Raw genomic sequence first — 12,351 nt, forward strand, 5'->3', positions numbered from 1 at the left:
GCGGGGCGGTGCCGGTCGGCCCAGCGTGCGGCGGGGCAGGGGATCAGGTGGCTAGACGGGTGTCCGCGCCGGAGGCCGGGAGTGACCGGAGCCGTAGCCGGACAGCAGCCAGATGCCCAGCTGGGTGATCTCGTGGCGCACCGACGCGCCGTCCCTGCGGGTCGTGATCAGGCCGGCCTCCCGCAGTACCGTCGCCTGGTGGCTGGCCGCGGCCGGGGAGATGCTGCAGCACTTCGCCAGCTCCGTCGTCGTACAGCCGCTGACGGTCGCCTCCAGGGCGACCGCGCGGGTCGAGCCGAGCAGTGAGCCCAGCGGGTCACTCGACGGCGCAGACTCGGCAGCCTCCGCCGACGCCTGCCGCAGGATCCCCGGCGCGTGCTGGATCGGGTACACCAGGATCGGTTTGAGGTCCGGGTCCCGCAGCTTGGTCGGTACCTGCCAGCAGAACGCCGAGGGCTGCAACTCGATTCCCCTGCCATCGAGATACAGATCGCGGTCGTTCATGTCCAGCACCTGCAGGACCGGCGCCACCCACCGGACCCGCGGGTGCAGCGACGACAGCAGCCGGTCCACCCCGTGCCGGGCCAGCGCCTCGCCACGATGGGCGTGGTCCGCGGACACATGCGTGCCGATCGACTTCCAGTACGGCGCGATGGCCGCGTCGTGGTATGTCCGGATGGCCCGGCCGAGCTTGTGCATCGACATCCGGCTGCCCTGCGCCAGCTCTCTGGTCCACGGCGATGCCGGCCGGTACGTCCCGAGCAGGTCGAGCTGGCTGCGGAGCTGTTGCCGGGGCGTCGCCAGCGCCTGCTCCAGCGCGGAGTCGAAGTCCGGTGCGGCCTCCGCGGGTGTCAGGAAGTCGGGGGAGTAGCCCTTCGAGGGGGTCAGCTCCAGCAGCAGCCGCATCTGGTCCGGCGCGACCCTGGCTCGCACCTGGCGGCGCCAGTCCTCGAAGATCAGCCGGCCGTCGGAGTGCTGCAGCATGTGCAGGCTGAGCAGCACCTCCCAGAGCGGCGCCGGCTTGGTCGCGACGGTGACGCGGGCGAGATCCCGTGGCGTGAAGTGGATTCGAAGCACCGCAGGTCCCTCCCCTTGGTCGCAGAACGTGCTCGATTCCTGACCGAACGCGACGGCAGAATTCAATCAAGGCAGCGGATCGGTCCACAACCGTTTGAACATTCCAATCCGCAGGTACTCCCGGCCATGGCAAAAGGTTGCCAAGTCGCCTATCGGACGGCAGAGAACCCTTGGATCACAGCCAGTGGTTCCGCTTGAACAAGCGGTAAAGGACGAAACACGCGGACGCCATGACTCCCAGGACGACGAAGTACGCGTACTTGAGGCGCAGTTCGGGCATGTAGTCGAAGTTCATGCCGTAGATTCCCGCGATCATCGTGGGGACCGCGAGGATGGCGACCCAGGCCGAGATCCGCCTCATATCCTCGTTCTCGGCCACCTGCAGCTGCGCCAGCCCGGCCTGCAGGATCGAGCTGAGCAGCTCGTCGAACGAGATCACCTGCTCCTTCACTCGCTGCAGGTGGTCGTCGACGTCGCGGAAGTAGTTCCTGGTCTCCTCGGCGATCAGCGGATTCCGCAGGGTCGACAGTGCGCGCATAGGACCGGTCAGCGGCGCCACGGCCCGCTTCAGCTCCAGGACCTCGCGCTTCAGCTGGTAGACCTTGTCGATGTTCCGCCAGCCACGCGGTGTGAACATGCCGGTCTCGATCGAGTCGATGTCGGCCTGCACGGCATCCGCGACCTCCAGGTACCGGTCTACGACGTGGTCGGCGATCGCGTGCAGTACTGCGCCTGGACCGGCGGCCAGCCGTTTCGGTTCCTTCTCCAGCTCCTGGCGCAGTCCGGTCAGCTCACTGTGCTCACCGTGCCGGACCGTGACGACGAACCCGGCGCCGCAGAAGACCATGACCTCGCCAGTCGCTACCACCTCGCTCGTAGCGGTCAGATCCCGGTGCGGGACGTACGTGACCGTCTTGAAGACCGCGAAGAGCGTGTCGGCGTACCGCTCGAGCTTGGGGCGCTGGTGTGCCTCCGACGCGTCCTCGAGCGCCAGCGGGTGCAGACCGAACTCCTGGCCGATGATGGCGAGCTGGTGTTCGGTCGGCTCGAACAAGCCGATCCAGACGAACCCCTGGCCGTGCCGGGCCCGGTCCAGCGCGTCGGTGTACGAATTGACCCGCTGGTCGCGTACGCCGTCGCGGTAGAGACCCCAGTCGATCAGGGCGCCCTCGAGCTTGCCGGTGACGACCTCGTCCGGCATACGGCCGTCAGCGCCACTGCGGCGGGCGAAGGCCCGTCCTACTCGGCGTGTCGCGCCCATGTCCCACCGTCGCCCGGCCATCACGGCGAGGCTATCAAGACGCGGTAACCAGCTGTCGGCAATGATGGGGGTGGACGCACGTGGAGAGGAACGACGATGACCACGCAGGGCATGCCCTCGATGGACCCCAGACCGACCGGTCTGACGATCGGGACGTACGACACCTACCGGGAGGCGCAGCGAGCTGTCGACTATCTCTCGGACGAGAAGTTCCCGGTGCAGCACACGACCATCGTCGGCAACAACCTGCGCCAGGTGGAGAAGATCACCGGCCGGCTCACATGGGGCCGCGCGCTGACGGCAGGTCTGGCCAGCGGCGCCTGGTTCGGTCTGTTCGTCGGTCTGTTGCTGGGGCTGTTCACGACGGGCAACTGGCTCGCCGCGCTGCTCACCGGTGTGGTGCTCGGTGCGTTCTTCGGATTGGTGTTCGGCGGCCTGAGCTATGCGCAGTCCGCGGGCCGGCGTGACTTCACCTCGCGGACTGCCGTGGTGGCCACGACGTACGACGTACTGTGCGACTTCAAGTTGGCTGAAGAGGCCCGGAACCACCTGGCCAAGCTGGCGCTGAAGGGTGAGGTCCACCCGGTCATGCCCGACCAGCCTGTGCAGCAGCCGACCCAGGACTGAGCGGGTGACGTATCTCTCGCCTCGGTGAGAGCCAGACCACGGTCCGGATGCGCCTGGACCCGGCAGCATGGGGAATCCAGGACCGAGGAGGAACCGCGATGCAGTTCGGGCGCAGCTACGAGGAGTTCGAGGTCGGTGCCGTCTACAAGCACTGGCCGGGCAAGACGGTGACGGAGTACGACGACCACCTGTTCTGCCTGCTGACGATGAACCATCATCCGCTGCACCTGGACACGCACTACGCCGAGCAGACCACCCAGTTCGGCAAGAACGTTGTGGTCGGCAACTACATCTACTCGATCCTGCTCGGCATGTCGGTCCCTGACGTCAGTGGCAAGGCGATCGCGAACCTCGAGATCGAGTCCCTCCGCCACGTCGCCCCCACCTTCCACGGCGACACCATCTACGGCGAGACCGTAGTACTGGACAAGTGGGAGTCGAAGTCGAAGGACGACCGCGGCATAGTCCACGTAGAAACCAAGGGCTACAAACAGGACGGCACCGTAGTCTGCCTCTTCCGCCGCAAGGTAATGGTCCCGAAAAACAGCTACCTGGAAAGCCGGGGCGGCGAACAGCCCGCCCGCCCCACCCCAGCATCCTGACCTCACCACCCCGTCTGGTGGGTATACCCATGCCCCGGTGGGTTGGCCAACCGGAATCCCGTTGGCCAACCCACCGTCTGGTGGGTATACCCACCAGACGGTGGAGGGTGAGGGGTCAGCTCAGGAAGAGCTCGATCACCGGGACCTCGACGTTTGGGCGTTGGATGGGGAGTTTGAGGGTTAGCGTGTCGGGGGAGACGCCGCCCATGCGCGTGTTCTGGGCGGTTTGGTTCGGGTCGTTGGGGATTCGCTTGATCTCCGAGGCGTCGTTCAGGAGTTGGGCGTACTTGACCTTTCCGCCCAGGCCGGGGAGGTGGACGTGGCCCATCGGCCAGGAGAACAGGTGCAGGTAGAGGCGGTTGCCCTTCTGGGTGTAGCGGGCGTCGGTGGGCGGTGTGTACTCCGAGGGCCGCGCGCCGCGGATCGACCGCTCGTGCAACCGCATCCATTCACCGATCGACGCCAGCGTCGCGAGCGCTCGTGGGTCGAACTCGCCGCGCCCGGTCGGACCGACGTTGAGCAGCAGGTTGCCGTCCTTGGAGACCGAGTCGACCAGCATCTTCACCAGCGTCTCCGGTGACTTCCAGTCCAGGTTGTCCCGGTCATAGCCCCAGCTGCCGTTGAGCGTCTGGCAGGCCTCCCACAGCACCGGTACGCCGTCGCGCTCCATCGGACCGTCCGGCTGGTACTGCTCCGGCGTCACGAAGTCCCCGGGGATGTCCAGCCGGTCGTTGATCAGGATGTCCGGCTGCAGCTCGCGGACCATCGCCATCAGCTCGACGGAGCGCCACTCGTCCTTGCCCTTGCCGTTGCCCGGTCCGGGGAGACCGTCCTCGCGGTTCCGGTTCGGGTACGAGAAGTCGAACCACATGATGTCGATCGGCCCGTAGTTCGTCAGCAGTTCACGCGTCTGCGCATGCAGGTAGTCGGCGTACACCTGGATGTCCCGGCCGGCCGCCTTCGCCTGCGCTTCCTCGTCGTACCGCTGCGGGTGGAGGACGTCGATCGGGAACTCCGGGTGGTGCCAGTCGATCAGCGAGTGGTAGAACCCGACCCCGAGCCCCTCGGCCCGGCACGCCTCGACGAACTGCTTCACGAGATCCTTGCCTGCACCCCAGGCGGTGTGCGCGACCGTGTAGTCGGACACCTCGGAGTCCCACAGGCAGAAGCCCTCGTGGTGCTTGGTCGTGAGTACGGCGTACTTCATCCCGGCGCCACGGGCGGCAGCGGCCCACTTGCGCGGGTCGTAGAGGTCCGGCTCGAAGTGGTCGAAGTACGGCTGGTAGTCCTCGTCGGTCAGCCGTTCACGGTTCTTCACCCACTCGTGCCGGGCCGGCAACGAGTACAGGCCCCAGTGGACGAACAGGCCGAACCGCCAGTCGCGGAACTTCTCGACAGAAGCCGCGGGAGGCGCATCAGTCATCAGAACTCCTAATGAAGGAAGGAAAGAAGGGGAGGGGCGGGGTTCAACGGCCGCCGAGCCCGGTGACGAGCAGGCCGCGGACAAGGTGTTTCTGCAGCATGATGACGAGCAGCACGGTCGGGATCATCGCCATCACCGACGCCGCCATCATCAGGTTCCACTGCGTGCCCTGCTGGCCGACGAACTGCGCCAGGCCCAACGGCACCGTGCCCTTGTCCTCGACACTGTTGATGATGATCAACGGCCACAGGAAGCTGCCCCAGAAACTGATGAAGGTGAAGACGGTGAGTACGGCGATGGCCGGCCGCGCGAGCGGGAGCATGATCCGGAAGAATGAGCCGAACGGACCGCACCCGTCCACCCGGGCCGCCTCCTCGAGCTCGGCCGGGACGGTGAGGAAGAACTGCCGCAGCAGGAACGTGCCGAACGCCGTGAACGCCCAGGGCAGGATCAGCGCCCAGTAGCTGTCCACCCAGCCGAGCGACTGCATCAACCAGTACATCGGCACGATCAGAACTTCCTGCGGCACCATCAGCGTGCCGAGGAACAGTACGAACAGTTGCTCACGGCCCCTGAATTTCAGCCGCGCGAAGGCGTACGCCGACATGCTCGAGGCAACGACCACCACCAGCGTGCCGGCCACCGCCACGAACAGGCTGTTGAGGAAGTAGCGGTCGAACGGCGCGAAGGTGAACGCGTCCGCGTAGTTCTGCCAGCGGATCTCGGAGCCGAACAGGTGCGGTGTCGGCGTGAACACCTCGTCGGCGGGTTTCAGCGACGTCGACTCGGCGTACACCAACGGGCCGAGGAAGACGATCGCGACGATGATCAGCAGGGTGTGCGAGACGCCGCTGCGGACCTTGCGGACGGCGCTGTTGGTCTCAGACGTCATAGTTCACCCACCGCTTCTGGCCGAGGAACTGGATCGCGGTGATGCCCATGATGATCACGAACAGCACCCAGCCGGCCGCCGAGGCCAGCCCCATCGTGAGGAACTGCCAGCCCTGGTTGTAGACGTACATGACGATGGTCTGGGTGGCCACGCCCGGGCCGCCCTGGGTCAGGATGAACGGCTGCGCGAACACCTGGAACGAGGTGATCAGCGTCATCGTGGTGGCGAAGAACATCGACGGGGTGATCATCGGCCAGGTGATGTAGCGGAACCGCTGCAACGGCCCGGCGCCGTCGATCTGCGCGGACTCCAGCTGTGACTGCGGCACCTGGTCGAGCGCGGCCGAGAAGACCAGGAAGTTGTACCCGAAGCCCTGCCAGATCGACATCGTCACGATCGCCGGCATGGCCCAGGTCGACGAGCCGAGGAAGTTCGGCGCGTCGATGCCGAACCAGCTCTGCAGGCCGCCGTCGATCAGCCCGCCGGGCTGGAACAGCAGCCGCCAGACCATCACGTTGGCGACCATCGGCGTCATCACCGGGATGAAGAACAGCACCCGGAAGATCTGCCGGCCCTTGATCTGCGGGCCGAGCCAGACCGCGAGCCCGAGCGAGACGACCACGTTCAGCGGCACGTACAGCACCACGAACAGCACGGTGTTGAGCACCACCCGGCGGAACACCGGGTCGTGCAGCAGATGCGAGTAGTTGTCGAGGCCGAGGAACGAGCGGGTGCCGAACACCGGCCAGTCGAACAGGCTGATGCCGAGCGCCATCGCGGTCGGGAACAGTGTGAACAGGGCCAGCCCGCCGAGGCTTGGAGCCAGGAAGACCGACGCGTACCGCCCGTCCCGTCGCAACGCGGGCCGGCGCCCCGGCCGGTCGTCGCGCGCAGGCGACGTACCGGTCGGGGCGACCGTTGTGTTGACGGCGGCCATCAGGAACCAGCGCCCGCCTGGTCCTGGATGGTCTTCAGCGCCTGGTCCGGCGGGATCTCGCCGTTCAGCGCCTGCGTCCCGAACCGGTTGAGCAGATCGGCCACCTGGACCCAGTTCTTCGAGGTGACCAGCGGGATCGAGTGCTCGGAGGCGTAGTCGATCGTCTCCTTCGCGCCGGCGATGTTCGCGGCGGTGAACCAGACCGGATGCGCCACGGTACGCGCCGGGTACGCGCGGCCGGCCTGGGCCAGCACCGTCAGCGGCTTCTCACTCGTCATCGACATGATGGCCTGGAAGGCCGCGTCGGGCGTCTTGCAGGACCGGGCGATACCGAAGCCCGAGCCGGCGGTGTAGGTCTTGGAGCCGTCCGGACCGGCCGGGATCGGCGCGATCCCGAGGTTGAACTTGACCTTGCCCTTGGTGTCGATCAGCGACCACGGACCGTTCAGCTGCATTGCCGCCTTGCCGCCGGTGAACTGCTGGGTCTCGAAGTCCGGGTTGCCACCCGGCACCTGCGGGGCGATCTTGTCGGTCTTGACGAAGTCGGCGTACTGCGAGAAGCCCTGCTCGAACTTCGAGTCGGTCAGGTTGAGCTTGCCGTCGGCCAGCGGCTCCGCGCCGGTCATCGTCCGCACCCAGGACATCGTGCCGAGGTCGCCGGGGGTCGTCACCAGGCCGGTCTTACCGGCGGCGGTCAGCTTCTTCGCGGCGGCCTTGAAATCGTCCATCGTCCAGCCCGGCTTCGGGTCCGCGACGCCGGCGGCCTTGAACATGTCCTTGTTGTAGAAGATCACCATCGGGCCCGAGTCGTACGGGATCGCGATCTGTTTCCCGTCCGCCTTCAGGCCGTCCATGATCGGCTTGTCGAAGTCTTCGGCCTTCAGGCCGTACTTCTTCATCAGGTCGTCCAACGGCAGCATCGCATTGGCGTAGGACGCCATCCGCAGACTCTGCATGCCGATGATGCAGGGAGCTTTGCCGCCGGCCAGCGTGGTCCCGATCTTCGACCAGTAACTGTCCCAGGGAGCGCCTTGGAGCTTGACGGTGATCCCGGCGTGATCGGTATGGGCCTGGTCGGCGACCTTCTGCCAGGCAGCCTGGTCCTCGCTGCCCGCGACCCAGAACGCCCAGGTCAGGTCTGCCTTGTCGGCCGATCCCGAACTACTGCCGCTACTGCCGTTGTTGCCCCCGCAGGCGGTCACGGCGGTCAGGGCCAGAACCGACAGAGCGGCGGTGACCCAGCGGCGTGTCCGCGCCGGTGTTGCTTTCATCGCTGACCTCCAGGGACAGTGCTTGAAATTCAAGAAAGGTGCTGATTCATCCGATCTATAGTCGGAGGCATTTGGTGCAGTCAACACCTCAGAGCCATAATTCACGACCTGAACCGGCAATCCCGCCCTAGACATCCGATGTATGGTGCAGGAACATCGGATGTCTCAGCAGATTCAGGAGGTGGGGCGATGCGCGTCACCGACGAGGCGATCGATCGGATCAAGCAGATGATCGTGGCCGGGGAGCTGCGGCCCGGCGATCGCTTGCCGCGCGAGGCCGACCTGGCCGCGCGGCTCGGCCTGTCCCGGAACTCGTTGCGCGAGGCGGTGAAGGCGCTCGCGCTGATCCGGGTGCTGGAGGTCCGGCAGGGCGACGGCACGTTCGTCACCAGTCTCGATCCGTCGCTGCTGATGGAGACGATGGGTTTCGTCCTCGACCTGCATCAGGACGCGTCGGTGCTGGAGTTCTTCGAGGTACGGCGGATTCTCGAGCCGGCCGCGGCGGCCCGGGCGGCGTTGCGGATGGCCGACGACGACATCGCGGCACTCCGCAAGATGCTCGACGAGTTGGGGCCGGAGCCGGCGGTCGAGGATCTGCTGACCAGCGACGTGGAGTTCCACAAGGTGGTGGCGCTGGGGAGCGGCAATCGCGCGTTGGCCTCGATCATCGACAGTCTGCGGCAACCGACGTACCGGGCGCGGATCTGGCGGGGACTGACGCAGAGCGATGCTGTCGCCCGGACGCTGGCCGAGCATCGCGCCATCCTCGATGCGATCGAGGGGCGCGAGCCGGAGGTGGCCAGGTCCTGGGCGACGGTGCACATCGCGGGGGTGGAGCGGTGGATCCAGGAGGCCGTCAACCTCGACGAAGACGAAGCTCCACCAGAACTGCGGAAGGCATCGGGAGGGACAGTTCGACCGTTCCGTCGTGCAACTCCAGTGGAGTACTGACGAGCTTGGTCTGTTGGGCCAGCTCGGCGAGCTGGTCGTCTGTCGGCCAGTCCGGCAGACCCTGCGCCGCCGTCGCTACATCAGCTGCGCCGACCGCGAGCGTGGTTGCAGTCGCCTGCCAGGACGGATCAACGCCGGGTAGCTCTAGACGGATGTTTCGCGTCAGCTCCGATGCGCCGTTCGCCTTCGTCTGATCAAGCGTGAGGTTCCACAGCAGTACGGCGACGCGGTCGCGATCGCGGGACGCCCAGGCCTCGATGAGGCTGTCGGCCCCGTCGCCGGTGAGGGTGACGGGGAGCTCGACCGGGCCGAGTCGGCTCAGGAGAGTCATCGCGTGGTAGCGCGGTTTCGCCAACCCGCCAACGGTTTGCAGGCCGAATCCGCCGTGCAGCAGACGCGGTGGACGACCGAGCTCTTCGAAGTGGTCCGACGCGACCCAGTACGAGAGTGCGTCGATCCGGCCGGCCGCGGACTTCATCCCGCGGAGCAGGAACACCCCGGAGAACACCGAGTCGTTGATCGGGTTGAAGTGCGTCGGCGTCACGCCCCACTCGGTCCACAGGATCCGCAGGTCACCGTACCCGTGCCGCTCCAACGACGCCCGTACGTCGAGCGGTGGCGAGCCGTAGGTGTGCGTGGAGACGAAGTCGATCGGCGTACCATACCGTTTGGTATGGTCGAGCAGGTCGTCGACCCAGCCCGCCGCGGCGGAGGACGGGCCGCCGACCGCGAGGCGGGGATCGACCGACTTCACGGCCGCCGCGGATACGTCGTAGAGCTGCAGCCATTCGGTCTTCGTGCCGGACCAGAAGACCTCGAGGTTCGCCTCGTTCCAGACCTCGAAGTCCCAGGTCAGCACCTCGTCCAGGCCGTACCTGTCGACGAGATGCTGGACCAGTGCGCGGACCAGGTCGTACCACGCGTCGTACGACGCCGGCGGCGAGATGATCGCGCCGTACTCGAAGACCGTCTTCGACGGGTCGGACGCCAGCTCGCGGGGCATGAAGCCGAGCTCGACCACCGGCCGCAACCCGATCGCGAGCAGCTTGTCGTAGATCGTGTCCACGACCGAGAAGTCGTAACCGGAGCCGGTGATCACGTGCGTGTCGTCGTGAAAGATCGCGTGCGCGCGAACCGTGCGTACGCCGATCTCGTCGTGCATCCTGCGCAGCGCGTCCTCGAGCTCCACCCCGATCTCGTGCCCGCCGGTCCGATCGGTGCAGAGCAGCTGGCTGAGTCGTTCGCTGCCGATCATCGGCACCCACGGCTTGGCCAACTCGGTGCCGGCGGCTACCACATCCACGGTCACCTCGACCGTCGGAACGATGCCATCGGCAACGAGGGGTACGGCGCCGACGGTCTGGCTCGGCCGCCCGTCCAGCACCGTCACCTCGGGAACGCTCGCCACCGCATAGCGGTACGGCGTCCCCGCGGTGACGGTCGTGTCGACGTACGGCGGCGACGGGACCGACAGCACGTCGCCGCTGTGATGGTCGACCGGCTGCAGCGGACCGCGCTCACCGATGCCCCGAAGGATCAGGTACCCGGCGGCGCCGTCGACCGGGGTCCAGTCGATCGTCACCTGACCGACACCGCCGACCGCACGGACCTCCTTGGGTGGATCGAGGTCCGGGAAGGCGAACTCGCGCTCCTCGTCGCTGCGGAGCGCGATCCGCTCGTCCCAGTCCGTCCGTGCCGATCTCTGGGCGTCGTTCTGCATGAAGGAGGTCTCCTATTCGAGGCCGGATTCGAACTGTTCCATCCCGATCAGCGGCCGGATCCGGCTCTCCACCGTCGGGCTGCCGAAGCTCCGCCGGATCAGGTCGTTGCCGAACACGTTGCCGATAGCACCCATCACCATGGCCTGGTCGAGGGACAGGTACCGCTTCGCGATCAGCCCTGACTTCACCGCGACCGAGTCGTAGAAACCGCCGCCGCCGTACGCGTGCAGGTTCGTCTCGATCTTGTGCAGGTTGTCGATCGCCTGCCGCGGTGCGTATGCCATCGCGAGGAAGGCCGCGTGCGGCGTGACGACGCCGTCGCCGTACGTCGGGTTCGGGTTGGTGCCCTCACGACAGCCCTCGAAGCCGCCGTCGTAGTTGGTGCCTTCGAGGTCGGACGGATAGCCGCCGGGATCCATCCCGAGCGGCTCGACGCCGTAGACGGAATACCCGCCCTTGGGGTTCGACGCAGGCGAAAAACCCCAGTAGCCGTAGCGAGCGTCGTCGAGGCCGTGCTCGATCTGCGCGCGGACCGTGAGCGGGTGGTTGATGCCCCAGCTGCGCGGCGCCCAGGTCGCCTCCGGGACGAACAGGTCGGGCATCAGCGACTCGAACATGTCGCCACCCCACGACGGGACGATCCGCATGCCGCGGTACGAGTAGGTGCCTTCGAAGACGTCGAGCCCGAGGTACGTGCGGTGCACGCCCTTCGGCTTCTGCTCCACCCACGACCAGTCGCACGTGTCCGGGAAGGTGCGGTACGTCGCGAAGTACTGCGTGTGCGGGACCTGACCGAGTGCGAAGCCCATGTAGCCGGCGATCCGCGCCTCGGTGTTGCAGGTGTCGTAGTGGAACTTGCGGTAGTAAACGTCCGGGCCGACGCCGGCGTGGTTGCCCTTGTCGGTCTCCTCGTCCGGCGGCGGCGTCTCGAAGAATCCGCCGCGCATCAGGCCGCCGGGCCGGGCGTCGGGGTTGTAGTAGAACTTGAAGTTCATCCGGCCGAGCACGGAGTCTGCCAGGGCGCGAGCGCGCGGCTCGGCGTTGCGGACGACCATCAGCGCGCAGGCGAACCACGCGTTGTCGACACTCGAGACGAACGGCGTGATCGGCTTGGTGCCGTCCGGATCGACGTACCGCACTGCGCCGGTGGCCTCGTCGTACCAGTTGAAGTACATCCCGCTCGGCTCGTGATGGACGGCGTTCTTCATCGTCGTCAGCGTCTGCGTGATCCGCCGCAACGACTCCTGCGGCGAGATGATGCCGAGGTGCTTGGCGACAACCGTGCTCCACAAGTAGCCGCCGATGTTGGTGGGTGAGGTGTAGTTGCTCCGCACCGGGCTGGTCACGGACTCACCGATGTTGTCGGCCGGCAGGCCGGTGTGCTCGTCCGTCATCGCGACGAGGCTGCGCCAGGTGTCACGGGCCCACCGCCCGACCAGGGCCTTGTCTTCGCGGCTCGGCTTCCATCCGCCTTTGAGCAGGGTGGCGGGATCGGGCGTTCCCCCGAAGGCGGGTGACGCGGCTCCGGCAAGCGCAAGCGCCCCGGTCGATGCGAGTAAGGTCCGGCGACTGATGGTGGCGGTCATCAG

Annotated in this window: 11 protein-coding genes; 3 read left to right on the plus strand and 8 right to left on the minus strand. The window is 66.7% G+C overall.

What is annotated here, in order from left to right; all coding sequences use genetic code 11:
* Nucleotides 1-51 precede the first annotated feature (51 nt).
* Nucleotides 52-1,077, minus strand: a complete 1,026-nt coding sequence (locus EV653_RS32535) for an ArsR/SmtB family transcription factor (protein ID WP_134108592.1) — start codon at nt 1,075-1,077, stop codon at nt 52-54.
* 175 nt (nt 1,078-1,252) lie between these two features.
* On the minus strand, nt 1,253-2,359 hold the full coding sequence (locus EV653_RS32540) for a magnesium and cobalt transport protein CorA (protein WP_238160579.1): 1,107 nt from the start codon (nt 2,357-2,359) through the stop codon (nt 1,253-1,255).
* A gap of 75 nt (nt 2,360-2,434) precedes the next feature.
* On the opposite strand from EV653_RS32540, the gene EV653_RS32545 reads away from it, so the two are divergent.
* Nucleotides 2,435-2,965, plus strand: a complete 531-nt coding sequence (locus tag EV653_RS32545) for a general stress protein (protein WP_134108594.1) — start codon at nt 2,435-2,437, stop codon at nt 2,963-2,965.
* 47 nt (nt 2,966-3,012) lie between these two features.
* Nucleotides 3,013-3,567, plus strand: coding sequence for a MaoC family dehydratase (locus EV653_RS32550; protein WP_370359028.1), 555 nt, complete (start codon nt 3,013-3,015; stop codon nt 3,565-3,567).
* Nucleotides 3,568-3,682: 115 nt separating this feature from the next.
* Here EV653_RS32550 and EV653_RS32555 read toward each other — a convergent pair whose 3' ends face one another.
* From EV653_RS32555 to EV653_RS32570, 4 genes are read right to left on the minus strand one after another with little or no spacing between them, the layout of a single operon-like run.
* Complete coding sequence (locus tag EV653_RS32555; protein WP_134108598.1) at nt 3,683-4,990, minus strand: alpha-L-fucosidase; 1,308 nt, start codon at nt 4,988-4,990, stop codon at nt 3,683-3,685.
* 43 nt (nt 4,991-5,033) lie between these two features.
* Nucleotides 5,034-5,882: a carbohydrate ABC transporter permease gene (locus tag EV653_RS32560; RefSeq protein WP_134108600.1), complete on the minus strand. Its 849-nt coding sequence runs from the start codon at nt 5,880-5,882 to the stop codon at nt 5,034-5,036.
* Nucleotides 5,872-6,819, minus strand: a complete 948-nt coding sequence (locus EV653_RS32565) for a carbohydrate ABC transporter permease (RefSeq protein WP_238160580.1) — start codon at nt 6,817-6,819, stop codon at nt 5,872-5,874. The genes EV653_RS32560 and EV653_RS32565 overlap by 11 nt, the downstream gene beginning before the upstream one ends.
* Complete coding sequence (locus tag EV653_RS32570; RefSeq protein ID WP_166679641.1) at nt 6,819-8,090, minus strand: ABC transporter substrate-binding protein; 1,272 nt, start codon at nt 8,088-8,090, stop codon at nt 6,819-6,821. The genes EV653_RS32565 and EV653_RS32570 overlap by 1 nt, the downstream gene beginning before the upstream one ends.
* Before the next feature lie 189 nt (nt 8,091-8,279).
* On the opposite strand from EV653_RS32570, the gene EV653_RS32575 reads away from it, so the two are divergent.
* Nucleotides 8,280-9,041, plus strand: a complete 762-nt coding sequence (locus tag EV653_RS32575) for a FadR/GntR family transcriptional regulator (RefSeq protein ID WP_134108604.1) — start codon at nt 8,280-8,282, stop codon at nt 9,039-9,041.
* On the opposite strand, the gene EV653_RS32580 is transcribed toward EV653_RS32575, so the two are convergent.
* On the minus strand, nt 8,947-10,761 hold the full coding sequence (locus EV653_RS32580; protein ID WP_134108606.1) for a GH39 family glycosyl hydrolase: 1,815 nt from the start codon (nt 10,759-10,761) through the stop codon (nt 8,947-8,949). The two genes, EV653_RS32575 and EV653_RS32580, sit on opposite strands and share 95 nt — an antisense overlap.
* Before the next feature lie 12 nt (nt 10,762-10,773).
* The gene (locus tag EV653_RS32585) at nt 10,774-12,348 is read right to left on the minus strand and encodes a glucoamylase family protein (RefSeq protein WP_134108608.1); all 1,575 of its coding nucleotides are present in this window, start codon (nt 12,346-12,348) and stop codon (nt 10,774-10,776) included.
* Between the last annotated feature and the right edge of the window lie 3 nt (nt 12,349-12,351).

The sequence above is a fragment of the Kribbella pratensis genome (genome assembly GCF_004365355.1).
GTDB lineage: Bacteria > Actinomycetota > Actinomycetes > Propionibacteriales > Kribbellaceae > Kribbella.

Excerpts from the sequence above, each read along its gene's own strand:
- EV653_RS32540 (WP_238160579.1), bottom strand. The coding sequence starts at position 2,359 with ATGGCCGGGCGACGGTGGGACATGGGCGCGACACGCCGAGTAGGACGG.
- EV653_RS32545 (WP_134108594.1), top strand. The coding sequence starts at position 2,435 with ATGACCACGCAGGGCATGCCCTCGATGGACCCCAGACCGACCGGTCTG.
- EV653_RS32550 (WP_370359028.1), top strand. The coding sequence starts at position 3,013 with ATGCGCCTGGACCCGGCAGCATGGGGAATCCAGGACCGAGGAGGAACC.
- EV653_RS32555 (WP_134108598.1), bottom strand. The coding sequence starts at position 4,990 with ATGACTGATGCGCCTCCCGCGGCTTCTGTCGAGAAGTTCCGCGACTGG.
- EV653_RS32560 (WP_134108600.1), bottom strand. The coding sequence starts at position 5,882 with ATGACGTCTGAGACCAACAGCGCCGTCCGCAAGGTCCGCAGCGGCGTC.
- EV653_RS32565 (WP_238160580.1), bottom strand. The coding sequence starts at position 6,819 with ATGGCCGCCGTCAACACAACGGTCGCCCCGACCGGTACGTCGCCTGCG.
- EV653_RS32570 (WP_166679641.1), bottom strand. The coding sequence starts at position 8,090 with ATGAAAGCAACACCGGCGCGGACACGCCGCTGGGTCACCGCCGCTCTG.
- EV653_RS32575 (WP_134108604.1), top strand. The coding sequence starts at position 8,280 with ATGCGCGTCACCGACGAGGCGATCGATCGGATCAAGCAGATGATCGTG.
- EV653_RS32580 (WP_134108606.1), bottom strand. The coding sequence starts at position 10,761 with ATGCAGAACGACGCCCAGAGATCGGCACGGACGGACTGGGACGAGCGG.
- EV653_RS32585 (WP_134108608.1), bottom strand. The coding sequence starts at position 12,348 with ATGACCGCCACCATCAGTCGCCGGACCTTACTCGCATCGACCGGGGCG.